The sequence below is a fragment of the Caballeronia temeraria genome (genome assembly GCF_001544795.2).
GTDB lineage: Bacteria > Pseudomonadota > Gammaproteobacteria > Burkholderiales > Burkholderiaceae > Caballeronia > Caballeronia temeraria.
In genome coordinates this window covers 75,976-100,436 of the sequence record NZ_FCOI02000006.1, presented here as the reverse complement: position 1 = coordinate 100,436, position 24,461 = coordinate 75,976, and the positions used below count along the sequence as shown (strand labels likewise).

22 protein-coding genes and 2 pseudogenes are annotated in these 24,461 nt (G+C 62.1%); 5 read left to right on the top strand and 19 right to left on the bottom strand.

Features of this window, described 5'->3' with window-relative positions:
- The first annotated feature begins 105 nt into the window (after positions 1-105).
- Positions 106-2,424, top strand: coding sequence for an FdhF/YdeP family oxidoreductase (locus AWB76_RS11395; RefSeq protein WP_061160262.1), 2,319 nt, complete (start codon positions 106-108; stop codon positions 2,422-2,424).
- A gap of 130 nt (positions 2,425-2,554) precedes the next feature.
- On the opposite strand, the pseudogene AWB76_RS40110 reads toward AWB76_RS11395, so the two are convergent.
- The 16 genes and pseudogenes from AWB76_RS40110 to AWB76_RS11315 form a co-directional block, all read right to left on the bottom strand.
- Positions 2,555-2,884, bottom strand: a pseudogene (locus AWB76_RS40110) (alcohol dehydrogenase catalytic domain-containing protein); the annotation flags it as partial.
- Positions 2,885-2,946: 62 nt separating this feature from the next.
- Positions 2,947-3,201 (bottom strand): hypothetical protein, encoded by a 255-nt coding sequence (locus AWB76_RS11385; protein ID WP_061160386.1) that lies wholly within the window; start codon positions 3,199-3,201, stop codon positions 2,947-2,949.
- Between the two features lie 97 nt (positions 3,202-3,298).
- Entirely contained in the window at positions 3,299-4,291 is a 993-nt protein-coding gene (locus AWB76_RS11380) for a UDP-glucuronic acid decarboxylase family protein (RefSeq protein ID WP_061160260.1), read from the bottom strand.
- A 27-nt stretch (positions 4,292-4,318) separates the two neighbouring features.
- The gene (locus AWB76_RS11375; protein ID WP_061160259.1) at positions 4,319-5,278 is read right to left on the bottom strand and encodes a glycosyltransferase family 4 protein; all 960 of its coding nucleotides are present in this window, start codon (positions 5,276-5,278) and stop codon (positions 4,319-4,321) included.
- On the bottom strand, positions 5,265-6,326 hold the full coding sequence (locus AWB76_RS11370; protein WP_061160258.1) for a glycosyltransferase family 9 protein: 1,062 nt from the start codon (positions 6,324-6,326) through the stop codon (positions 5,265-5,267). The genes AWB76_RS11375 and AWB76_RS11370 overlap by 14 nt, the downstream gene beginning before the upstream one ends.
- Positions 6,323-7,339, bottom strand: a complete 1,017-nt coding sequence (locus AWB76_RS11365) for a glycosyltransferase family 2 protein (protein ID WP_244173329.1) — start codon at positions 7,337-7,339, stop codon at positions 6,323-6,325. The genes AWB76_RS11370 and AWB76_RS11365 overlap by 4 nt, the downstream gene beginning before the upstream one ends.
- 32 nt (positions 7,340-7,371) lie before the next feature.
- Positions 7,372-9,117 carry a carbamoyltransferase family protein gene (locus AWB76_RS11360; protein WP_061160256.1) on the bottom strand — a complete coding sequence of 582 codons (1,746 nt, stop codon included), beginning with the start codon at positions 9,115-9,117 and terminating at the stop codon, positions 7,372-7,374.
- A 2-nt stretch (positions 9,118-9,119) separates the two neighbouring features.
- The gene (locus tag AWB76_RS11355) at positions 9,120-10,292 is read right to left on the bottom strand and encodes a glycosyltransferase family 9 protein (protein WP_096031288.1); all 1,173 of its coding nucleotides are present in this window, start codon (positions 10,290-10,292) and stop codon (positions 9,120-9,122) included.
- Entirely contained in the window at positions 10,289-10,876 is a 588-nt protein-coding gene (locus AWB76_RS11350; protein WP_061160255.1) for a D-glycero-alpha-D-manno-heptose-1,7-bisphosphate 7-phosphatase, read from the bottom strand. The genes AWB76_RS11355 and AWB76_RS11350 overlap by 4 nt, the downstream gene beginning before the upstream one ends.
- Positions 10,873-12,144 (bottom strand): glycosyltransferase family 4 protein, encoded by a 1,272-nt coding sequence (locus AWB76_RS11345; RefSeq protein ID WP_061160254.1) that lies wholly within the window; start codon positions 12,142-12,144, stop codon positions 10,873-10,875. The genes AWB76_RS11350 and AWB76_RS11345 overlap by 4 nt, the downstream gene beginning before the upstream one ends.
- Positions 12,145-12,329: 185 nt before the next feature.
- The gene (locus AWB76_RS11340; RefSeq protein ID WP_061160253.1) at positions 12,330-13,280 is read right to left on the bottom strand and encodes a glycosyltransferase family 2 protein; all 951 of its coding nucleotides are present in this window, start codon (positions 13,278-13,280) and stop codon (positions 12,330-12,332) included.
- Positions 13,270-13,998: a PIG-L deacetylase family protein gene (locus AWB76_RS11335; RefSeq protein ID WP_244173313.1), complete on the bottom strand. Its 729-nt coding sequence runs from the start codon at positions 13,996-13,998 to the stop codon at positions 13,270-13,272. Before AWB76_RS11335 ends, AWB76_RS11340 begins: the two co-directional genes overlap by 11 nt.
- A 455-nt stretch (positions 13,999-14,453) precedes the next feature.
- Positions 14,454-14,810: an ElaB/YgaM/YqjD family protein gene (locus AWB76_RS11330; protein ID WP_082852718.1), complete on the bottom strand. Its 357-nt coding sequence runs from the start codon at positions 14,808-14,810 to the stop codon at positions 14,454-14,456.
- A 179-nt stretch (positions 14,811-14,989) separates the two neighbouring features.
- Positions 14,990-15,856 carry a YsnF/AvaK domain-containing protein gene (locus AWB76_RS11325; RefSeq protein ID WP_061160251.1) on the bottom strand — a complete coding sequence of 289 codons (867 nt, stop codon included), beginning with the start codon at positions 15,854-15,856 and terminating at the stop codon, positions 14,990-14,992.
- An 84-nt stretch (positions 15,857-15,940) separates the two neighbouring features.
- Complete coding sequence (locus AWB76_RS11320; RefSeq protein ID WP_061160250.1) at positions 15,941-16,390, bottom strand: YsnF/AvaK domain-containing protein; 450 nt, start codon at positions 16,388-16,390, stop codon at positions 15,941-15,943.
- 59 nt (positions 16,391-16,449) lie between these two features.
- Positions 16,450-17,166 carry a YrzE family protein gene (locus AWB76_RS11315; RefSeq protein WP_061160383.1) on the bottom strand — a complete coding sequence of 239 codons (717 nt, stop codon included), beginning with the start codon at positions 17,164-17,166 and terminating at the stop codon, positions 16,450-16,452.
- 1,439 nt (positions 17,167-18,605) lie between these two features.
- Between AWB76_RS11315 and AWB76_RS11310 the strand changes: the two genes are divergently transcribed.
- Together AWB76_RS11310 and AWB76_RS11305 are read left to right on the top strand one after the other, a co-directional pair.
- Complete coding sequence (locus AWB76_RS11310) at positions 18,606-18,830, top strand: hypothetical protein (protein WP_061160249.1); 225 nt, start codon at positions 18,606-18,608, stop codon at positions 18,828-18,830.
- A gap of 314 nt (positions 18,831-19,144) precedes the next feature.
- Complete coding sequence (locus tag AWB76_RS11305) at positions 19,145-19,408, top strand: hypothetical protein (RefSeq protein ID WP_061160248.1); 264 nt, start codon at positions 19,145-19,147, stop codon at positions 19,406-19,408.
- A gap of 349 nt (positions 19,409-19,757) precedes the next feature.
- On the opposite strand, the gene AWB76_RS11300 is transcribed toward AWB76_RS11305, so the two are convergent.
- Positions 19,758-20,885 (bottom strand): sensor histidine kinase, encoded by a 1,128-nt coding sequence (locus AWB76_RS11300; protein WP_061160247.1) that lies wholly within the window; start codon positions 20,883-20,885, stop codon positions 19,758-19,760.
- 117 nt (positions 20,886-21,002) lie between these two features.
- On the opposite strand from AWB76_RS11300, the gene AWB76_RS11295 reads away from it, so the two are divergent.
- Entirely contained in the window at positions 21,003-21,443 is a 441-nt protein-coding gene (locus AWB76_RS11295) for a response regulator (protein ID WP_061160246.1), read from the top strand.
- Positions 21,444-21,814: 371 nt separating this feature from the next.
- On the opposite strand, the pseudogene AWB76_RS11290 reads toward AWB76_RS11295, so the two are convergent.
- Positions 21,815-21,969, bottom strand: a pseudogene (locus tag AWB76_RS11290) (IS110 family transposase); the annotation flags it as partial.
- A gap of 327 nt (positions 21,970-22,296) precedes the next feature.
- A complete protein-coding gene (locus AWB76_RS11285; protein ID WP_279616403.1) occupies positions 22,297-22,878 on the bottom strand; it encodes a hemerythrin domain-containing protein in 582 nt (193 codons plus the stop codon).
- Positions 22,879-23,168: 290 nt separating this feature from the next.
- Between AWB76_RS11285 and AWB76_RS43025 the strand changes: the two genes are divergently transcribed.
- Positions 23,169-23,495, top strand: a complete 327-nt coding sequence (locus AWB76_RS43025; RefSeq protein ID WP_074171323.1) for a DUF2934 domain-containing protein — start codon at positions 23,169-23,171, stop codon at positions 23,493-23,495.
- Positions 23,496-24,461 lie beyond the last annotated feature (966 nt).

The window sequence follows — 24,461 nt, the reverse complement described above, 5'->3', positions numbered from 1 at the left end:
TGAGGGCAATCGCGGCGTCGGTTGTGCTGCTGAAGGCCGCCCGAAAGGGAACGTCAGTTGCTGCTGCGTGGTGCAAACACATCGAACACGTGCGAGGCAAAGGACATGGCCGAATCAGACAACGGCGTTCGCAAGAGCGCCGTATACCCGTATTCGTCGGGCGGATGGGGATCGCTGAAGGCGGTCGCAGGCGCGCTCATCCAGGAAAAGGTGCCGTTGAAGGAAACCACGGTCCTGCTGAAGCAGAACAAGCCCGATGGCTTCGCCTGCGTCAGTTGCTCATGGGCGAAACCAGCCGATCCGCACACGTTCGAGTTCTGCGAAAGCGGCGCGAAGGCGACCGCCTGGGATCTCACCGCGAAACGCATGACGCCGCAGTTTTTCGAGCTTCACACGGTGACGGAACTATGCGCATGGCACGACCACGATCTCGAGGACGCCGGGCGTCTCACCGCGCCCTTGCGATACGACGCCGCGAGCGACAAGTACGTCAGCGTCACGTGGCAGGAAGCGTTCGAGGACATCGGCCGTGAGTTGCGCGCGCTCGATCCGAAGCGCGTTGTCTTCTATGCGTCGGGGCGCGCGTCGCTCGAAACGTCGTACATGTACCAGCTTTTCGCGCGCATGTACGGCACCAACAATTTGCCCGACAGCTCGAACATGTGTCACGAAAGCACGAGCGTCGGATTGAAGGCGGCGATCGGCGTAGGCGTGGGCACCATCAAGCTCGAGGACTTCGAGAAGACCGATCTCATGTTCTTCTTCGGGCAGAACGTCGGCACCAACAGTCCGCGCATGCTGCATCAGCTACAGGACGCGAGAAAGCGCGGGGTGCCGATCATCACGTTCAATCCCTTGCGCGAGCCGGGGCTTATCAAGTTCGCCAATCCGCAATCTCCCCTCGAGATGATGACACCGGCGCATACGGTGATCAGCACGCAATATCATCAGGTGAAGACGGGCGGCGACACGGCCGCGATGCTCGGCATCTGCAAGGCCGTCATTCACGCCGACGACCGCGCGATGGAACTCGGCGAACCGCGCGTGCTCGATGTCGCGTTCATCGAGACGCATACGATCGGCTTCGAAGCCTTCGCGGATCATGTGCGCGCCGCGTCCTGGGACGATATCGAGCGCGTGGCGGGACTTCCGCGCGCCGATCTTGAAGCGGCAGCCGCGGAATACATGCGCGCAAAGGCGGTGATGGCGCACTACGGCATGGGCATCACGCAACATCGGCAAGGCGTGCAGAACGTCCGCATGCTGTGCAATCTGCTCTTTCTGCGCGGAAATATCGGCAAGCCCGGCGCGGGGCCGTCGCCGGTGCGCGGGCATTCGAACGTGCAAGGGCAGCGAACGGTCGGCATCACGGAGAAGCCGGAACTCGCGCCGCTCGACAAGCTCGCGAGCCAGTTCAACTTCGAGCCGCCGCGCGAGAAGGGCATGAATATCGTCGAAGCCTTCGAAGCGATGCTCGACGGCCGAGTCAGCGCGGTCATCAATCTAGGCGGCAATCTCGTGCGTTCGGTGCCGGACCGCTTGCGCATCGAACCGGCATGGCGCGAACTGGAACTCGTGGTCAATGTCGCGACGAAGCTCAATCGCAGTCATCTCGTTCACGGCAAGAAGTCGTACATCCTGCCGTGCCTGAGCCGCATCGAAATCGATACGCAGGCGAGCGGCGCCCAGGCCGTATCGATGGAAGACAGCACCGGCTGCATTCACGGCTCGCGCGGCGTGGCCGAGCCCGCATCGGCCGATGCGCGTTCCGAGCCGTATATCGTCGCAGAGCTGGCGAAGCATACGCTCGGCGAGCGCTCGACCATCGACTGGGATCGCTGGCGCGACGACTATGCGCTGGTGCGCGACGAGATCGCGAAGACCTATCCCGAGACCTTTCACGACTTCAACGAAAGAATGTGGAGTCCCGGCGGATTTCCGCGCAATTTGCCGGCGCGCGAACGCAAATGGAAAACGAAGAGCGGCAAGGCGGAATTCGCCGTGCCTGAAACGCTCGGCGAAGATCCCGACATGCCCGAGCGCGAGCCGCGATCGCTGCGGCTCATGACCATGCGCAGCGACAGTCAGTTCAACACGACGATCTACAGCCTCGACGATCGCTTTCGCGGCGTGAGCGGCGATCGCATGGTGATCTTCATGTGCGAGGCCGACATGACGCGTCACGGCCTGCGAAAGGACGACCGCATAACGTTGCAGACCATCGTCGACGATGGCTTCGAGCGGCGCGTCGCGGGTCTGCGCATCCAGCCGTACGACATACCGCAGGGATGCATCGCCGGTTATTTTCCCGAGTGCAATCCGCTGTTGCCACTATGGCACTGCGCGAAGGAAAGCAAGGTGCCCGGCGCGAAGTCGATTCCGGTTCATATCGTCGAGGTGAACGGCACGGCGCGCGAACCGTGAGGGGCGACGCGATATCTGCGGCGCGCGGAAGCGGGCCGCAGACAGTGCGCGAAGGCGCGCGCGCCGATCGACGTCAACGCGAACGATGCGAGCGGAAACGCGGTATTCGCCGCGATCGCGCCGGGCCGGCATGGCTGAACAGCTTAGCGGCGGCGTCCTTGTACCCGTTCGAACGTTTAGACCGAGAAGTCGCATTGCTTGCACTGGTCGCATTCGCCACAGATGATCGTGAACGGCACGACCACGCGATCGTCGATTTTTAGCGCCGTGTTGTCTTGGCCAACTTCAACTACTTCCCGATGAATTCGTGCCGCATGACGCCGCCGGGTTTCATGCCGGGCATGAAGCCGTCGACCAAAATGAAATCCGAGCCGCAGATCGATACCTCGATAATCGCATCGCGGCCCTGCTCGATGCGCGGAGACCCGTGTCGTATTGAATGTCCTTCTAGCAGTGCCAGATGAGTGCTTTCACGGACGCCTCGGGCGGTTTTCCTGTAACGGCGGCCGCGCTGTCGTGAGCCTAGGCATCCGTGTTGGCCTTTCCCGGTCTGCCGCTGCGGCTCGCGGGTTTGAGGTCGGGATCGACATGATCGTGCTCGGGGACGTACGAGCCTTCCTCGGGATGGTCCTTTCCCTTTGGCACGAGACTCGGGTCGATGTTGCCGTGCTCACGCTGTTCGATGGTGCCGTCGCGCTTTTCCTTCACATCACCTTCACCAAGCGCCTTTCGGCGCTCGTCCGCACGTTCGACGGGATCAGATGGTTCGTTTTGCATGGCCTGCTCCTTCAGCACTGTCCTGCTGTCCCATTCGAGCAATCGACATACCTCGATTGCCGTGCGCGTACGCCTTGTCGCGGACCGGCGGGGGCGCTTACGCCATGGCCTGACGGCACTGAGCGCTGCGCGCTTGCATGGCCTCGGTTACCGCGCGAAAATGCCGCACTGTCCGCGTGAGCCCTTCATCGAGCGCGGTCGTAGGTATCCAACCCAACACCTCGCGCGCCATCGAAATATCCGGTTGACGATGCCACGGATCATCCATCGGCAGAGGCTTGAACACGATCTCCGACGACGACCCTGTCAGCTCAACGATGCGCCGCGCGATATCGAGCATCGACAGTTCATGCGGGTTCCCCAGATTCACCGGCCCGGTAAATTCCTCGGGCGTGTTCATGAGGCGAATGAACGCATCGATCATGTCGTCGACATAGCAGAACGAGCGCGTCTGCGTGCCTTCGCCATACACGGTGATCGGCTCGCCGGAAAGCGCCTGCATCACGAAGTTGGACACCACGCGCCCATCCGATGGATGCATGCGCGGCCCGTACGTGTTGAAGATGCGCGCGATCTTGATCGAAAGGCCATGCTGCCGCCGATAATCCATGAAGAGCGTTTCCGCGCAGCGCTTGCCTTCGTCATAACACGATCGCGGGCCGATCGGATTCACGTTGCCCCAATACGCTTCCCGCTGCGGATGCACGTGCGCATCGCCATACACTTCGCTCGTCGATGCCTGGAAGATTCGCGCGTGAACCCGCTTCGCAAGCCCGAGCATGTTGATCGCGCCGTGCACGCTCGTCTTCGTCGTCTGCACGGGATCGTGCTGGTAATGAATCGGCGAAGCCGGGCACGCAAGGTTATAGATTTCGTCGACTTCCACATAGAGCGGAAACGTCACGTCGTGACGCATCAATTCGAAGTTCGGGCTATCAAGCAGATGCGCGATGTTGTCCTTCGTGCCGGTGTAGAAGTTATCGACGCACAGCACGTCATGACCCAGCGCCAGCAGCCGCTCGCACAGATGCGAGCCGAGAAAGCCCGCGCCGCCCGTCACCAGAATCCGCTTTCTATACGCTTCTCTCATGTCGTCATGTCCTGTCTGATTGATCTGCTAGCTGCATACGTAGCGCAAAGCCTCGTCCCACTCGCGGGCGAAACGGTCGATATGAAAGCGTTCGAGCGCGGTTCGCCGCGCGCCTTCGCCGAGACGCCGCGCTTCGGCGGGATCGCGCAGCAGGTGCTGCATCGCACCGATGAGCGCCTCCGTATCGGTATGGATGAAGCCGCTTTCGCCGTTGCGGATCACGGTGGATAGCTCGGTCGTCGCGAGTCCGACGATCGGCATGCCTATGGTCATGGCCTCGACGATGGCCAGCCCGAGGCTCGTCCAGCGAATCGGATTGAAGAAGAAGCGATAACGTGCAGCGAAAGCCGCCAACTCCAGATTGCCGATTTCGCCGATGCCGCCCGCCGACTGCGCATCCATGCCGACGAGGTCGAGCGGTACACGCGCGGCGGCTTGTGCATAGACATCGTTGCCGAGGCGCCTGCCGCGCTGGCGCAGATGATTGATCACTGCGATGCCGCGCTCCAGTTCGCCGCTATAACGCACGTCGTCCGGCACGATCACGCCATGCTCGATGACGCGCGTCGGCGTCTCGCCGCTATCCCACATCAATCGGTTGAAGTGCGTGACATGCACGAGCAGCGTGTCGCGTTCCTGCACCCAATGCTTCTGCTCGAACGCGTTTTCCTGCGGCGGATCATGCTCGATATAGACGCGCGGCAAGCGCCGTTGCGCATCGGTGAGCAGGTTGAGCCGATCGTCGTCCCATTGACGCCTGTGCTGAAAGAGCACGACATCGAACGATTGCGACGGCACTTCGCTTGCCGGAATCTCATGCACGTTCGCGCCGAACGGCAACGCGCCGGCCGTGCCCGCATATCCCGGCGGATAAGCGGGACGCGTGACCAGATAGAAGTCGTGCGGCGCCTGGCTCAGGTAATACAGATAATTGCCGTGGATATGCCACGTGAGCACACGCAAGCGCCGGGAACTAGTCGTGGGCATGAAGAAGCGTCTCCTCTCGAAGGGTGTGTGCGAGTTGTGCGAAGGCGGCATCGATCACGACGGGCGCGCTCACGTTGAGCGCGCATTCGTGGCCGTAGGGACACTCGCGAAACGCGCAGGGCCGGCACGCGGGCCAGTCCGCGAGCACGCGATGACGCGCATGATCGAGCGGCGCCCAGCGGCGCGTATCGCTTCCGGATGCGATGACGACACTCGGCGTGCGCATCGCCGCGGCGACATGCGAAAGCCCCGTGTCGTTGCAAATGATGAGCCGCGCCCTCGCGACGAGCGCGGCCAGCGCGCCCAGCGACGTGCGTCCGGCGAGATCTATCGCCTGCGCGCCGGCATCGTGCGCGGCGCGAGCGGTCAGCGACGCTTCGCCCGCGCCGCCCGTGACCGCGATCTGCCATCCCGCTTGAGACAACGTACGCGCCACTTCGCCGAAGCGTTCGACGGGCCATCGGCGTGAAGGCAACTGTGCGCCGGGATGAACGAGCACGAGCCTGTCGCAATCGATCGCACAGGTGTCGATGAGCGCATCGCATTCGCGTATGTCGTCATCGGTCAGGGGAATCTCGAGATCGAGTACATCCGCGTCGATGCCGAGACGTTGCATCAACACGGTATAGCGCGCGGGCTCGGGCAAATCGTCGGGCCACGGCATGAACGCGCCTTCGCGCATGCGTTCATCGGGCTTGAGAAAGCCTGCGTTCAACCGCGCCCCCATTCCGTCGACGATATCGTTCGCCACGCCGCCGCTGCCGTGCAACTGGATCGCGAGATCGAAGCGGCGTTCGCTCAGAGCCCCTAGAAATGCGGGCAGATGCGCGTCGGTCTCTTCCTGTTCGGGAAAGCCGATCGCGCCCGGAAACACGATCAGTTCATCGAGCAGATGCGCGTATCGTTCGATGAAGCTTTTCGCCCACGGCAAGCCGACGAGCGCGATATGCGCTTGCGGATAAGCACGCCGCAATGCGCGCAACGCGGGCACGGCGCACAGCATGTCGCCGAGTTGCAGCGCGCGAAAGATCACGATGCGTTCGATCATGGAAAGAACACCTTGAACTTGAACGCGCCGCGAATGCGCCAGTAGATCGACAAATACGGAATGATCGCCGACGTCCACAACATTTCGGCGATATGCGCGGGCGTGCGCGATGTCGTCTTCAATCGCTGCACGGCGAACCATAACGTCATCGCGATCCATGCAATCGCAGTCATCGCGGCGATGCGCGGCGCATCCGCGATCAGCGACACGATCACGACGACCAGCGCCGCGAGCATCGCATAGTAGAGAAGCGGCGGAGCGCGCCGGATGCGCTCACGATAGAGCGCGGGATGCTTCTTGTAGAGCAGCGCGTCGAACTGACTCTTCTTCTGCTGCGAAATGCACACGCCCCAGCGCGCGGGGCGTACGGGATGCAGCACCATCGCGTCTTCCGCGCGAGCGATCTTGAGTCCCGCGCGCATCAACGCGAATTGCAGGTCGGAGTCCTCGCGCCATGCCGATGTAAAGCGCGCATCGAAACCGCCCGTGCGTTCGAGCGCCGCGCGTGTCGCGAATGCATTCGCGGTGGCGAACTCCGCGTTCGCGAGTCCGGCGGCGTCGAGTTCGTAATCGGTCGGACGATCGGGCAGCGGCACGACGATGCGGCCCGATACCGCGTCCGCGCCATCATCGAGCGCGCGCACGCCGTTGACGAGCCATTGCGGATCGGGAATGGTGTCGTCGTCGGTGAAGGCGATGCGTCGTGCGAGCGATGCGCGCCAGCCCGCATTGCGCGCGCCTGCCGGACCTTGGCTCCCCGTCACCGGCAGGTAGCGGATCTTCGGGCCGTGCTGCGCATACGATGCAGCGAGACGCAGTACGCATGCTTTCGTGGCTTCGTCGGGGCCGTCGTCGCACACGACGATCTCGTAACGCGCCGCATCGTACGCCTGCTCAGCGAGCGCGCGCACGCAGCGTTCGAGCATCGCGGGACGGCGATACGTCGGGACGACCACGGACACATCCGGAATGAAATCGTCGCGTGGCAGAGCGGGCGCATCCATCGCGCTCATCTCGTCGTTCTCGAAGAGACCCGCGTACGTGCTCATGCTCGGGCGCCCGGTTTTTCGATAAGGAACGAGCCGATGACGAGCGCATCGAGCGGCGACGTCCAGAACGATTCGAGCGCATCGCGCGGCGTATTCACCATTGGCTCGCCACGCGTGTTGAACGACGTGTTGACGAGCACCGGCACGCCCGTGCGTAGCTTGAACGCCGCGAGCAGATCGTAGTAGAGCGGATGCTGCTCGCGATTGACGGTCTGCACCCGCGCGGTGCCATCGATATGCGTGACCGCCGGAATACGCGCTTTCATCTCTTCGCGCACATCGAAGACGAACAGCATGAACGGCGCGACGCGCGCATCGACGAACCAGTCGGCCGCGTGCTCTTCCATCACGACTGGCGCGACGGGGCGGAAGTCTTCGCGATCCTTGATCTCGTTCAGACGCGCCTGCATGTCCGCGTGAATCGGCGATGCGAGAATTGAACGCGCGCCGAGCGCACGCGGGCCGAACTCCGTGCGGCCCTGATACCAGCCGATCACGCGATTCTGCGCGAGAATCTCCGCCGTTTCTTCGGCGATATTCGTGAGCTTGCGATACGGCGCGCGCGCCCATTTCAGGAACGCTTCGATTTCGTCATCGCCGAATTCGGGACCGAGATACGCGTGATCCATGCGCCACTTGCGGCCACGGGCGCCCGCCTTCGCGCGTTCCTGATAATCCGTCCACAGCGCGGCGCCCAGTGCAGTGCCGGCGTCGCCTGCCGCGGGCTGGACCCACACTTCATCGAACGGACCGCGATCGCGAACGCGCGCGTTCATCACGCAATTGAGCGCGACGCCGCCCGCCATCGCGAGATTCGGCAGCACCGTCTTTTCATGCAGCCACTTCGCGAGTTCCAGCGCGGTTTCTTCGAGCACGGCTTGCAGCGAATGCGCGATATCGAAGTGATGCTGCGTAAGCGGCCCGCCGCGTTCGCGCGCGGGACCGAAACGTTCAACGAGACGCGGCGCATCGACGGTATAACTTCCGTCATGCCGATACTTCACGATTTCACCGAATTGATCGACATACGCGGGCTTGCCGAACGACGCCAGCGCCATCACCTTGTACTCATCCGATGAATGCAGGAAGCCGAGATAGCCCGTCACGGCTTCATACAGCAAGCCGAGCGAATGCGGCAATTCCACTTGCTTGAGACGCTTGTATTCGCCGTTGACGAATTGGCCGAGGCTCGTCGTCACGCCTTCGCCGCGTCCGTCCATCGTAAGCACGGCGGTGTCGTCGAAAGGCGCTGCTAAGAAGGCGCTCGCTTCATGACACAGATGATGATCGACGTTATGCCAGGCGAAGCGCGGCGCGCGTCCGCCGCTTGTGAAACGACGCTTGAGATGATGCGGCGCGCCGTCGAGCAACTGGTCTTTCGCGTTGACGATATAGCTTAGAAACAGCGGGTCCCACGGCGATTCGGACGGGTTGCTCAGCGTTTGCGCCGACGGCATCATCGGCAAGGCGATGCTCGCTTTCGCGTCCTTCCGCATGCCCGAGAAGAGATGCGGATCGTACGAATACGCAATGTGATCGATATCGGCGAGTTCGATGCCCGCTTCCTTGAGGCAATAGTCGATGGCGTCGAAAGGAAGCTGCCATGTCGAGAATGGCACGGGGCGCTTCGCATGCTTCACATGCGTGAAACGCTCGTCTTCGGCGGCCGCGATAACGACGCCATCCTTGACGAGCGCCGCGGCGCTGTCGTGATAGACCGCATTGATTCCCAATGTGTACATGACTAGCTGGCCTGTATGGTCGGGTTGATGAGCGATGCGTTTTCGGAGAGTTCAAGCACGGCGGACACGACCTCGTCCACGCCGACCTGAACGAGGCACGCGTGATGACCTTCGGGACACACGCTGCGATAACACCAGCGGCAGGGCACATCGTGATAAAGCACGCGATGCGGCGTTTGCCACGGCATGTGCTGCGGATTCGTGAGCGCGTAGAGATCGACGACAGGCGTGCTGAGCGCCGATGCGAGATGCACCGGCCCACTGTTGTTCGACAGCAGCACGCGCGCATGCTCGATGAGCGCCGCGAGTTCGCCGAGTTCCAACGCGCCCGAGAGATCGATTGCATGTGCGCTATCTCCGCATGCTTCGCGGCATAGCGCGCTTTCGCTCGGCGAGCCCGTCACGAGCATCGGCCATTGCAATTGCGTGCCGAGACGTTCGATGACTTGCGCAAAGCGTCCGGTCGGATATCGACGCGATGCAGCGGTCGCGCCCGGATGCACGACGATGAATGGCGCATGCAGATCGACGCCGCGCGTGCCGAGCTTTTGTGCGAGCGACGCGGCATCGTCGGGACGCACGTCGAAACGCATTCGCGTATCGGTTGTGCGTGCGCCGACTCGCGCGACGAGTGCGAGTTGACGTTCCACTTCATGCCGCGTGCCGTGCTGCGGCTCGGTTTCCTGCACCCAATCGGTTAGAAGGCCATACGGATTCTCGCGGCAATGCGCAAGCCGCAGCGGAATGCCGGCGAGATGACACAGCATCGCGGCGGGCAACGGGTTCTGGCTATAGACGCTGAAGATCACGGCCGCATCGAACTGCGATGCGGCGAGGCGCGCACGCATCGCGAGATCGGCGAGTGCATCGATCGGCGCATCCTGCTTGACCCAGGGCGCGTCGTATTCGATCACGTCATCGATCGCATCGATGAAAGGCGCGGCCGCCTTGCCGGAACGCGACGCGAGCAGTGTAAGATGCCGTCCCGGCTGCGCACTGCGCAACGCGTGCAATGCGGGCGTGGTCATCAGCACGTCGCCGAGATTGTCGAGACGAATGCACAGGATGCGCTTCACGTCCGCGCCCCAGTTGCGCGCTTCGCTTGCCGCGCTCTTGCGCGCATGCGCCTCGACGACCGGCGGAAGCGTCGACGGATTCACCGGATCACGTTTCATGCAGGACACTCCGCGTCGACGATCGCCATCGCGGCCTCACGCATGTTCTTCACGACGATGTCCGGTTCGCGACCTTCGCCGCGCAGCCATTCGGTCTCGTTGCCGTTATCGATGAGCACGCTGCGGCATCCCGCACGATGGCCCGCCTCGACATCGTCGAGTATGTCGCCGATGAACCAGCTTCGCGAGAGATCGATGCCATGTTCGCGCGCCGCGCGCAGCAGCATGCCGGGCTCGGGCTTGCGGCAATCGCATGATTGCGTGTACTCGGGCACGACGCCTCGTGGATGATGCGGGCACCAATAGATTTGCGTAAAAGCCGCGCCCGCTTGCGCGGCAAACGCTTGCAGGCGCGCTTCGACCTCATCGAGTGCATGCCGCTCGAACTTGCCAAGCGCCACGCCGCTTTGATTGCTGATGACGAACAGCGGCACGCCATGCGATGCGAACACGCGCAACGCGTCGAGCGCACCGGGCGCAAGGCGCATGTGATGCGGATCGACATTCCAGGGCACATCGTCGAGCAGGGTGCCGTCCTTGTCGATGAAAACGGCGGCGCGCGGCGACAGTGGCGCTTGCGTCATCGCGATCCTCCGCCCATTGCGACGCGAGCCGCGTCCTGCGATTCGGCGCCGCTCACGCGCGCATAGACCTGCGCGAGCGCCTGTGCGACGCTCGACCACGTGAACATCGCGTTCGCGCGCGCGAGGCCCGCTTCGCCCATGCGTCGCGCAAGTGCCGCGTCGCGTTTGAGTGTGACGATTGCCTGCGCGAGCGCGGCCGGATGCTTGGGCGGCACGAGCAGACCCGTCTCGCCGTGCGCGACCGAATAGCGGATGCCGCCCACATCGGCGCCGATCACGGGCGTGCCGCACGCCATCGCTTCGAGCGGCGTGATGCCGAAGGGTTCGTACCAGGGCGTCGTCACGAACACGTCGGCGGCGTTGTAGAAGTGCTTCAGATCGCTTCGTCCATGACGTCCGGCGAAATGCACGTGCGCTTCCACGCCGCATTCCCGCGCGGTGTCGCGCAGTCTGCCAATTTCCGGTGTCGCGATCTCGTTGGCTTCGTCGGAATTGCCGCCGACCACGTAAAGCTCGACGCTTTCGTCATGCTCCGCTCGGCACACGCCGAGCGCGCGCACGACGTTGTCGATGCCCTTGCGCGGCACCATGCGCCCCAGTTGCAGCACAATGAAGCGGTCCTGGGGCCAGCCGAGCCGCTCGCGCGCCTGGCGCTTGTCGAGCGGTTGGAATTCCGCGCGATCGAAACCACATGGCACGAGATCGATGCGCGCGGGATCGGCGTCGTAGAGATGGAGCAGATCGTTCTCGTCCTGCGGGCACTCGGCGATCACCGAGTCGGAGCGCTTCACGAGCTCGTCCTCGATATCGAAGCGCGCGTCGGGAAAGCCGTCCGATTCGCCCTGATGCAATCGCCGCACGCGTCCGAGCGCATGAAACGTGGTGACGAGCGGCACGCCGAGCGCGTCCTTGATGCGCAAGCCGACGAGACCCGACATGAAGAAGTTCGCGTGCACGATGTCATACGAATGCGCTTCCTGCTGCATGAAGTCGATCATGAAGCTTGCGAACGCATCCATGTGCGGCAGAAGCTGTTCCTTCGGCAACTGCACGGGCGGCCCGGCCGGCACGTTGATCACGCGAATGTTTTCGAAGCGCGAGATGAGCGGCAGCAGCGAACGATCGCAGCGCGTGAAGACATCGACATCGTGGCCGATACGCACGAGCTGACGCGCGACATTGGCCACGTAAATATTCTGGCCGCCGCTGTCGACGCCGCCCGCGATCGCCAGCGGCGATGCATGTTCACTGATCAAAGCGATCTTCACGAGAGCCTCTCCGTTATGCGATCCCCTTCGGCGTGTCGCGCGACGCGCAATCGCGTGGATCAGTCATCCGGATTCAGCATTTGGCGTGCCACTCGTTGTGAGTGTCGACAGAAGTACGAAACGATTTTCGGTTCGTCGCGCAACGAACCAAATATCGTTTGGTTCGTTGCGCGACGCGCGCGCTTTTACGTGGCGCGTGTAGAACCGACAGCGCGTTCGCCGCGCGTCTGGGCTTCGCGGCGTGCGTCGTCGTCGTGGACGAGACGCCGCATGAGTTGCACGCGCTCGTCGATCACGCGTCGTCTGCGAAGCGCCCATGCGATGCCCGCGATCAACTCCTTCAGATCAGGCAGCGGCGATGGTTCCGTGAGCAAGAGAGCGATCGCGTCGCGGGTGGCACGCAGCGCTTCGGCCAGCGGCAGACGCATCCACGCGACCCACGAGGCATTGCGTGCGAGCAGCCTGCGTCGTTGCGCGCTGTCGCGCAGCGGAGAAGGATGATGATGAAGCACAAGCTCATCCATATAGACGATCTCGTGGCCTGCGCCAAGCACATCGAGCGAGACGAGCGCCTCTTCTCCGCCGATAAAAAGCCTCGGCTCGTAGCCGCCCGTTTGCCGGAAGACGTCCGTGCGAAACACACACGCGCCCGCCATGAAGCCGATGAGCGCGGATCCAGGCAGCCCGTCGCGCGCGAGCGGACTATCGCGCATGCGCTCGCACGTTTCATCGATTGCGCCGTGTTCGCCGACGACCACCCGTGCATTCAGCACGCCAACGCGCGGCGCGGCATCGAGCACGTCGACGGCACGGGACAGTGAGCCGGGGCTCCACCATGTGTCGTCGTCGCAGAACGCGACGTATTCCGTTTCGGCGCGCGCGACGCCGAGATTGCGGCCGGCCGCGCCCAAATTGCGCGGCGCGAGGACGAGCTTCACGAACGGAAAGTTCGTCGCGATGCGCTCGGCGGTGCCGTCGGTCGAGGCATTATCTACCGCGATGATCTCGATGCGATCGGGCAGCGCGGCAAGTCTTGCAAGCGTGTCAAGAACCTGATCGTCACGGTTGTAAGTCAGCACGACGACGGAGAGTCGTGCGCGGTCCGCGTCGGGAAGAACGACTCGTTCATCGGTCATGGCGTGCGGTCTGCAAGCTCCAGAAGCGCTCTGTCGCGAAGACATCGTCGTAACCGTTCGGGCCAAACGCCTTCAGTTGGCTAATATAGCGGCTCACGGCGCGCTGCTTCGCTCCTTGATGTCGGACGAGCGCGGCCGTATCGATGCGCTCGGATACGGGCGTCGCGATGATGCCGCAAGCGGCCAGATCGGCAAGGCGCGTCTGCACGAGCCCGTCCATGCGCCGATATAAAGCGTCCTCATACGCGAGGCAGGCGAGCGTTGGATCGGCGAGCCATGCCTTGCGGCACGCGCGATGCACAAGGTCGTGATCCGAATGAAAGAGACCCAGCGGAATCACGAGCGCACGGCAGGCCGTCGCCCGGATCACATCGAGCAGGGCCGCAACTATTTCATCGTGCGAGGCGGGGCTATCGCCTGCATATTGCGAATCGAGAAAGCCGAGATGGATGGGGCGCGCACCGAGCACGTCGAGCGCGGCGGCGTCTTCGGCGCGGCGCGCGTGCATGGCCTGATGCGCGTCCGTTAAGCCGCACTGCGCGTCCCAGTCGGTGACGAGCGCATTGTGCGGCACGCCCGCGAGAACCGTGCAGACGATCGAATCGGGCGCACCGGCGATGGCGACGCCGCAACTGAAGACGGCATCGTCGAGATGGGGCGAGATGACGAGCAAGGGGTCATTGGCGTGCGGCATGGGCGTAGCTTTCGGTGTCGGCATGCGCGGCACCGTGCAATGCCCGTGCCGCGCGCCTTCACCGTGCGTCGATGAGGCGGGGTGCTGCGTGGCGGTGATGGGCGAGTCCGGCCGAAACGTCAGTCCCCGTCTGCAATCGGGTTCCTGGTGAATCGTGTGGACACGCGCTGAAGCGCGGCATGAGGGCGAGGCAGACGCAAAGGGCTGGGCGAGAGCGAGGCGCTGACCTGACGTGAGACAGTACCGCCGTCAACGTGACCCGAAACCTATGTGACGTTCAACCTCGCTTGGACCTGCTGGACGCCGCTTGCGCGCCCGCGTGATCAGCAGGCACGCCCCCCCTGACGTGGACAAGCCGCCCACCCGGTGACTGACAGGCGCGCGGTGCTTCCTCGAGTTGGCGCGTTAGCTGGACTGGTTCGTCGAACTCGGGCTAGAGATCGACGGGCGCGCCGCGTCCCGCGTAAGTTCGCATATGGCTAACGCGACACGAGCATGCCAACAATTAAGCCCCCTAATCCAGCCATGACGATTGCCTTCCAGGGATTGTCATGCACGAAATCATCTGTCGTGTCGCTCGCAGCCCTGTAGTTTTTTACTACGACGCTCTTCATATCAGCGAGCTTTTCTTTCGCGGTTGCCCGTGCCTCACCACCGGATGATTTAGCGTCCCACGACTGGGATGCTTCCCGGAAATCGCCATCGCCGACGGTTGCGGACGATGCAGTATCTGCCTCAGAGGCGCCGTGATTCGCGCTCGTCGGAAATTCATAGGTCTTGTCGGCCTTTTCCGTGACGAGCGAATTGACCGGTTCAAGACCGTCGGTGTTTGCCATGACTTCCTCCAAAAGGGTGTTCGGGCATTGAGCCAACCAGTCGTGTTGTGGCATCAATCCGTGAAGTAAACTCTATTGCCGCAATCGCGATCGGGCAGCGTGCGCATTGGGCAGATGAAGTCCGAAAACAAAGGGGACTGCGCAAATGTTCCGCGGGCCGTCCCCGACCTTCAATGAGTTCAAAGAGGCGGCTTATCAACGGGTCGAACAGCAGGACTGTCATCTGTTCCCGCCGTTTTTTCGACGTCCACTTCGGTGCCACGTACCGTATCGTTGACGGTTTCGGTTCGAGTAAATGATTCCTTGCCGACCACCACCTCTTCGACGACGCGCGCGGTCTTGGCGATCACCGGCTCTTCAGCCGTCTCGCGGATCTCGACAGAGCCTCCCTTGAGATCGGCCGCTGTCGCCGGGCGGTCCACGGCTCGGCGCTCAATGGTCGCGCGTTCTTCGCGCAGATTGACGGATTCGCTGACCGGCGTTTCCGTCACGCGCGAATAAACGCGAACCCCGCCCGTCTGCACCTCGCGCTTGCCGACCTCCAGCTTTTCCTGGACGACGGGGAAAGCTTCGCGTTCCGCCGCTACCTCATCGGCAGTGTAGGCCGGTGCGTTACGGTCATAGGCCGTATAGCCAGTATTGCGCCACTGTGCGACACGCGAATCGATGTCAACGGCGCCTTCGGCATACAGTGCGTCCCGGACGCGTTCCACGGACGTCTCATCGGCGACGTCGACCGAAAGTAACGCACCCCCGCGTCGAACCGCTTCATGATAGTGCCCAATCTCTTCAGGCTCATCGCTGCCGCCGAACAACCTTTTGAAGAAGTGTTCAATGCCGCTGACGGGTCCGTCGTGAAGGCGGTCTTCACCCGTGTCACTGGTTACGGACCGCGCGGTCGGATCACCACTCATTGCGTTGGCGTCGCCAGTGGTCGCGCTGTGGACCTCCATGTCCGTACGAGCGATGCCTTGTGATTCCAAGCGGCTTTGGGCGCGCTCCGCATCTGCAAACGAGTCGAACATACCGATAATTGTCTGTACCATTTCAGCTTCTCCAGAATTTAAGTTGGATGGTTCAAAGGACTTTATGCAACCACCGAGGAACGGTTTGATTTTTGGATCGTTGCATCAGTTGGCGCCCGGGTCTTTCTTCCATGGACCGTCAGGACCGTCGCGACGCTCGACGACAAGCTCCTCCGAATGGGTCAGCACGCGATGGATCACGTCTTCTTGTATCTCGGTCGTCTTGACGTGCACTTCTTCCTTCAATGTGAGTTGCATGCGTACCACCGGGACGTACTCGTAGATCGGGATGATGAGCGTGTCGCCTTCGCGCCGCGGCTCGTCGCGCTCCTCCACAGGCCGGTTCACTGGGATGCGCTGAACGTCGACCTGCTGGCTTCGCAGGCGCAGCGCGATAGGGTGCGTTTCTTCATGAACGACTTTGCGTACCCGAACGGCGCCCGTTTCGACCGTTGCGACATCGACGGCGATCTGTTCCTTGACCGCCGACACGCGCACTGTGTCAAACGAATCGGTCGTCGTTGGTGTCGCACCGGACGTCTCGTCCTCACGCATGGGTTCCTCCTCCTCAGCACGTCGGCCAGATCTGCGCCGGCTGTCGAAAAGCCGCTTACTCAGAGACGGCCGCCTCCTGGCACTGCACGGCTGCGCACCGGCGGCGTATCGGCGCCGGAAGCCACACCACCGCTTTCTTCGAATGGCGGCTGATGGCGAAAGCCGGCGCCGCCCGAGACGATGGCGATGATGGCCCCCACAATGAGTGCGGCAAATGAGAACCAGCTCGCCCGCGCGACGCCGCGTGCCGCGGCATCCGCCGTTTCACGCGCCGTCTGTTCGGCCTGCGGACTTGACGCGGCCGATGCCGCCGATGCGACTGCTGCTTGTACTTGCTGCTTGGCGGTATCCACGATCGACGGGGTCGTACCGGATTGATTTGCGGCGGTCGCGCTTACCTGGGCGGTCGTCGCTGCGACGCTACCCGCCGTGCTCACCGCACTGGTGACGAGGGAGGTCATGCCGTACACGACAAATAGCGTCATCACCGCCCAAGACAATAGACCATGAAGCCATCCGAGCACCGGTGCACAGCGGCCTGCGTAGTACGAGCCGACAAAGACCGCCAGTACGGTGGTGACGATGACCCAAACCCCAGACCCGAAGCCGAACCCGTGCAACGGATCGGGTTTCGACATGGGCGACAGCAGCGAGGCGCCAATGGCCGTACCGAGCACGCTCATGATCAGGTAGACGATCATCGAAAGAATGACGCCGGCGATAATTGATCCCCATGACAGGCGCGGCAGACCATCTCGAGTGGTTAGAAGTTTCATGGCAGTCATCCAGGTAGTGAACGAACGTAAGAAGCCAGCACCAGCAGCGGCCTTTCATCAAGCGCAAGCGTTGTGCCTATCAAGGAAGTCTGCTTCAATGGCTTCCGCTGCGATCGGAGGAGCGCCAGCTACGGGCATGCAACGCATATGCATGGCGCTTGGCTCTTAAATGCGAATCGTGTCGAATCGACGCGCGGAATAACTATGCGCGGCGTATGCGCCATCATCGCGGCAGCGCTGTGGGTCCGACATGACTATGCTGAAGTGCGAAGAGAGGAAGAATCCATCGGCGACGGTAGGGCAATGGAGCGTATTGAGGCTGGAAGGTCCTGCGCCCGCTGTTATTTGACAAACGCATAGGCCGCTCTGCGTCGCTGGCGTTTGTCGCGTTCCTCGCCGCCGTCTGGCTGATCTCTGGCTGATCCTCTGGCTGATGGTGAAAAAGACGCTGTGAATCTCGCTGTGGTGGACGTCTCAAGGGGACCGGCCAGTAGATGTCGTTCGAGACGTATGTCCTTACGCTGGGTCGCATCGGGCACGCGCGGGCTATGCGACCACGGCTCTGAGTACCGGAGCGTGGAATCGTAGGTCTGCCGGAAAGCTAAGAATGACCGGGACCAGAAGGTTATCTGACAAGACCGCGTGCCTCAGTTTCAAGTTAGATAGGTCCCTCCCAGGAGCCGGAGAGCTCACCGGCGAGAGAATGCGAAGCATCCACGTCCGCCTGCATCGAACGGTCGAGCCTCACTGGAACCGCCGTCCTCCGGCGAGTCTTGCGCAGAGGCGGTCTTGCATCACGTCGCGGTACGCGGCGAACGGCCGCTAGCCAAGGCAAGTCACGGGCGAGCGCCGGCCGCGCTTGAATGGGACAGCGCATCGGCACGGGCAGGATCATTCTAATTGCCGCCATTTCGGACAAAACCGTTCCATCCGCACAAAGAGAGCCAAGAATGCCTTCTTCTTAATCGCGTTTTCTTGTGATAAGCATTCGCGAAGGCGGATGGAAATCCACCCTGCCAATTTTCGGCACGGCGGGTGCTGGGATAAAGGCACCCGTCATGACGACGGCACCCGACATGGCTGGCTTCTCGCTGTAAAGCGGGGCCATGATGATCGCACTTAGCTTGCTTGACCGATGCGATAAGCGGCGGGGGCCCCTTTCTACGGCCGGCACCGGCTACCTGCACGGCAGTCGACAGTCAGCAGTTACTGCGAAGAGTAGCGAACGGCATCATCGCAATGGAACGCGCGCTTGGATTCTTCGAGTTCGTAGCATACGGGCCGCTGGCGACCGCAAGGTGGCGTAGTACTCGAACGGACGCTTGATGGGCTATTGCGGAGGTTCTTATTTCAAGCGCACCTCAAGAAGTGCGCTTGAAGGGTAACGCGCTTCCCTCGCGGGCTGCCATGACGCTGATTAACAACGAAGAGACAGAATCATGATTCTCTACCACAACGGGGCCGCAATTCTTGCTTCGGCTTTGCGAGAGGGCGTCGCCTATGTAGCGCGCGCCAGCATACTCGAAGAAGACGGCGAATCGACGTCTCTCGGGACGCTTGGCATGTTCGCAAGCGAACGGGCGGCGATGGATTTCGCGGTGCGCACCGCGACCGCGTTTGTCGATGGCGAGCCTTTGCCAAAACCGCCGTTCGAAACACAGTGATTCGATGACGCGGGACGGCGTCGCCGCGACGCCCTTAAAGGCCAGCGTCGTACGAGCGATCGACACGCATAACTGCGTCCACCGGAAAGAATATCGCGAGTTTCAAACGCTTAGCGCGAGTGACTTGGTTGCATCTCGCGATGGGGCTGCGCCGAGGCGCGAACGGCGAGGTTTGAATTGAGGGAAGGTGTTTTGGGTATTCATCATACGAAAGTGAGTCGCGGGGAATCTCATTCGCGGAAAGAGCCCAGCTTCTCTGCTGACTCACCTGTGGACTCTTGCTCAATCGCTATAAATCTGGGGAGTGGCCGAGCTTGGCCTATCGTATCCAGGCCGTGCACCGGTGGCTCGATGCGCATGATCGGTGGGCCGACTGGAAAGAAAGGGCAAAGCTGGCGCTCTGTGCCACGGAACTCGCTGAGCGAAGCGTCTCTCTGCTGCAAACAGGCGCCGGCCGATGGGAAATGGACGTCATTGTTGCGTGTGGTGCCATCGACTACAACCGGCCGGGTTTGCGCAATTTATACATTCAATGCGAAGCGGCAGTCGTCCCCAAGGCGTGGCCCGCAGCGGGCTGAACCGGTCTAGACTCCATTGCCCGGAATGAAAGTGCCGCCCCCTCGACGCCTTCTGGAAACTGGACTGGTGTTGGGGAGGCTGATGCCGCTCCATAAGAAGGGGCTCGGATCGCGGCATGCGGTGTCGTGTTGTCGTGTTTCTTGGAGTAGATCTCGACTGGCGTATATTTGACTTTGCGTCGGTCGCACGGCGTGCCGAGATCCGTAGAGTATTTGCGCGCCGATAGTTTGGCGGGCTGTTCCGCGTGTCTTCGACGAGCTCTGGGCTGATTTCATTTCGCCCGCCTGGCTGCGGGGAGGCGAAATGCAGGCCATGATTCACGAAGCAAGAAGCCTCCCGCGGGCAAGACTAGTCGCGGCGGCGGACCTGGCGAGGGATGCACACCGTGAACGTCGTTATGGCCTCCGCTGATTCGACCGCTATCATGCCGTCGTGGGCGTGCGCGATGCACCGGCATATATACAGGCCCAAGCCCATGCCGGCCGCTGTTCCGCGGGGCGAGGGCGACGGATTGACCCGCGTCAGCGGGTCAAACAGCGTCGGTAGGGCATGTCGGGGTATCCCATTGCCTTCGTTCGAAACCGCAACGGTCACCTGTTCACCCTCCCCGCGCGCCTCGACCCGTATCGATCCAGCGCCGTGTTGCACGGCGTTTATCAACAGGTTGACGACCATCTCGGCGATACGGATACCGTCCCACTGGCCGGCAAGATCGCCCGCAAGGCCTACGTCAATGCGAGCGTCCGGGTATGCAGCGCGGACTTCTTCGGCCGCGTCGCGGCAAATTCGCCCCATGTCTTGAGGCGCGAGCTCGATCGGCAGCGCGTTGCCGAGCCGGGTCCGGGTGAAGACGAGAAGGTCATCGATCATGCGCTTCATACGTGCGGCGCTGCCTCGCAGATTCGCCACCGACCTCGCTCCACGCGAGGATAGAGAATTGTCGCGAAGGAGGACCTCCGACGAATTGATGATCGCGCTGAGAGGCGAGCGCAGGTCATGCGCTAGCACGCCGGCAAACAGATCCCTGGTGCGTTCCGTCTGTTGCGCGTACTGCCGGACTGATCCCGCAAGTGCCTGATCAATGGCTTCGTTGAAACGGATCATCTCCTGAAACGACGCGGCACCGCGCGGCGCGGTGCGCTCCCAGCGACGTAGGACACTGGCCCGCAGCGCCCGGAATTCCGCGACGACATCATTGATGTCAAAGCCATTGGCGAGCCGATCGTCGGCGTGCTGACGGGCAATCTGATCGAACCCGCATTCCCGCGCGCCTTCGTTGTGCGACTTGGCTTCCTGCTGCCCGGAACTTTGTACCTCACGCATATCAACCGCAATAGCGCACAGGAGGTCGCGGGCCGAATTCCGCAGTTCGCTTTCGGTAAGGCCGGTTCCGTGCCCGCTAATCTGGGCGGCATAGGCAGTCCAATCGGCAATCAGTTCCTCGAGATTATGCTCAATGAAATCAGACAGGCCCATTGATCCTCACCTCGCTCTTGGGGTGGACGGCCGCCGCATTTGATTCATCCGACAAGCGCGCCACAAGGAATAGCCGTTGCTGACGGTTCGGAACCCGGTCACTTACGTTGACACTCTATGTCGCTCTTGTCCACGACCGCCCGCTGGACCTCGCGCGCCCTGATCGAGCCAGAAGCGGGTCGCAGGCGGCGGCTGCTCGTCGTCGACGATTTCCAGCCCGGGGCCGAGGCGACGACCGCGTTGCTTTCGACGTCCGGTTATGACGCGCGATTCGTCGTTGACGGGGCGGCAGCGTTTCCGCTCGTTATCGCGTGGGTGCCCGACTCCGTTGTGCTCGACATTAATATGCCGGGGATGGACGGGTATGCGGTCGCACGCCAGCTGAGGCAGGACGCGCGTTTGCAGCATGTCGTCATCATCGCTTTCACCTCACAAGAGGAGTCCGCCACCCGCCTTCCCGGGATCGAGGCTGGCTTTGATGCATATTGCCGCAAAGACGCTAGGCCTGACCAGCTGTTGCGGCTGCTCGCGCTAATCGCGGGGGAGACAGGAACCTGAGAATAGTCCACTTTCCGATCTGATGGACCCAACCGGTCGGTCATGTTGCTTACGATGGTGGGGAACGCTCATTGTCAGCTAGAACCATGCATAAACCCCATCAAGGCGCTCGCGGTCGCACGCCAACGAAAATGTATGGTCAGCCTGGTCCTTACAACCTCGATCTGTGAGATAAAAGGGATTGCGCAAATGTATCCAGGCTCGAAATGGGCACGGGTCAGAGCGCCCGGCTCTCCACGAGACGCCGCACCCAACTGTCCTCAAAAAGGCCTCAGTCTGCAGGACTGGATTTTATCTCAGGTTTTCAGTTGGGCCTTGAACCGTTTATCTTCATCACAGGTCAGTGGTCGCAAAAGCAGGCTGGAAAGTTGTCAAGCGATAGCCGGTTGCGCCCGGTACTCCCCACCCTCGGCCAGAATCGCCCAAACGATTCTGGCCATTTTGTTGGCGAGTGCGCAGGCGACGACATTGCTGTGACGCGTCGCAGCAGCGCTTGTAGCCAGCGCCCGAGCGCATCTGTTCTCTGCTGGCGCGAGATCGTTCAGAAGCTGCAGGTCGCGCGCCAAGTGAGTGTGCAATACCTTCGGCGCTCGCGAAGCTGATTCGTCTGCATGATGCCCCCGCTTCCCTACATCGCATTAGCGCGGCTGCGCGTCGCTGACCGACCTCGGATGCGAGGATTGAGGCGCGGCGCACTCACCAGTGTCCAGATCAAGCGACAAAAAGCCCGCCGGTTGCGCGGGCTCTAATTCCTAGCGGGTCATTCGCCCATCGCTCGCGAGGCGCCGCCGATGTTCGACGGTGGCGGATTTAGGTTCTTCTCGTTTCGTCGAACCACGGCCCTCGGTGTGGTTTAGCCTCGATCTTCGCGCGTTCTCCTGTACACGAACCGCCGACTGCGGCGCGTGGAAGCAGGGCGCAGGCAGTGCGCCAGAACAAAGGCACCCAGCGACACGATTGCGAACGAGGCGGCTGGAAAGGTCGCGACCGTGTTCACCGCGATCGCGGCTGGGCGCCTCTGTGCGACGAGCTGCAGCCTGCGCGTGCTCATGCGCTGACCCAGCTGCGAGAGCTGGGACGCAAGCGCGCGTTCAGCGCTCGGCAGCAGCAGTGTCTCTTCGTCGGCAACATGGTGAATCACTTCGCGCATGAGGTGCATGAAACGTGCGTCGTAAGCAGCGTCGTTAGGGCGCATCGCTCGTAGTCGAGCGATGTCCTCGCGCATCTTGTCGTGGTCGGATTTGCTCGTGGCAAGGGTGTCGTCGGTCGGCAGCGCGGCGCTGAGCGCCGGGTAGAAGATCTCTTCTTCAAGTTGCGCATGAATTTCAAGCGCCGTACAGATAAGTTCGACGATAGCGTGCTTTCTCCACCACGGCGTTCTGCGGCGGTAACGATGAAAAGCCGCCATCACGTGCCTGTGATCCATTCGAATCATCGTGGTGACGGAAAGCGGGAACAATTCCAGATCCACGGCGGCTCCTTTGCGGTTGGCGCTTCATCAATGGCTGCCCCTGGTAAGCGGGCGGGCTGCCTTTTTCGTCGCGCTTGTTGCAGAAATCTGTTCAAGTGCGGCAGCAGGATGCATACCCATGACCGCACAAGCGGCCCCCCTTAGCGAACGTCGGCTCTGCTTGACGGTACACGAGTTGCTCATCACGACTGCCTGCTCGTCGACCCGCGACGCAGCGATCGCAAGCACCGCGGTGCGCTACGGGAGCAAAGATAATGGATGAGTATCAGGCGCAGGAACGGGTTCGTCGGCGCGCCTACGAAATCTGGGAACGACAGGCTCGTCCAGGAGGCCTCGCCGAGGAGTTGTCGGAGCAGGCAAAGGCCTCGCTCGACTTTAGAAGCGTCCCCAAGAGCGCCCGCCCAGGCGTTGGCAAACGGCACCCCGCGTTGGGGTCCCTTGCCGTGCGAAGTGAGCGGTCGATGCGGGCCCGCTGCAGGCGGCCGCGCCACGCCGCTTGTGCGGCGTGTTGGTGGCGAGCCAACGTCGTGCGCGTCAGGCGGCGGCGATGGGTTGCAGGCGCTCTGGGGCGGCTCACTTAACTTCGTGCGCTGTGACGGATCGTGAAATTTCTCGAACCCTGCGCATCGAGTAGCAGGCATGCGCACTTAATCGCGACGCCCCATTCGACCCAGCAGGAAGATGAATTTGCTCAGCGTCGCATCGCGGACAACAACGGCGAGGTAAAGTCCTCGCGTCACCCAGGCGCGGCCGTGCAGCTTGCCGAGGCATCTAGTGGGCACTCCTTGGCAGGCTGCCGCGCGTGCCGATCGGCCGGCGCACCGGCTTGAGGCTCGACGACGCGCCACCCGCCGCGTTCGCCGCGCCCCGGAACGCCAATTGGCTCCGGTCCGGCGCATCCGTGCGCGTGTTCACCCAAGCGCCGAGGTTCGAACGGACGCGCCGGGGTACGCCTTTTGCATCACTTGTGTGCCCGCAACTCGGACGATGACCAAAATGAAGGCCACAATAATCGCCCACGAATCCCCTCCGGCAGACGCGTCGGTGGAGATTCATCGATTCAAATTTCTGCTCGACGATGGACTGCTTCTCCACTCGCCGAGACGATATCGCTGCGCACAGCACGAGTCATTGTCGAAAACTTGGAGGACGGCAATCCCTTCATCAAGATGCTCCAAGCGATTGTGAAGGCACAGTCGGCCGAGTACGACGATTTGGTCGGTCGGATCTTCCCCGATCATTACATTCATTCTCCCGACGGCGGATAGCCGACTCAGCGAAGCGACGGCGCGTCTGCACTTTAGCGGGGGTCTGCTGTCGGTTCGGGGCGTCCGCTGGGTCTGACTGGCATTCCGCCGAAATTTGCTTGCATAAAAACTTTCCTCATCGGCGAGAGGGCCAACGTGTATGTCTTTCCGCACTGGTGCCCGGGTCTTCAGCCCGGATCGCCGTATTGCCGCCAGAGGCGACGCTCACGCCCTGAGGCATTGAGCGACGAGAAGAGCGGCCCCTCGCAAAGCGCGAAAACGCGGACCGCGTTGACCTTC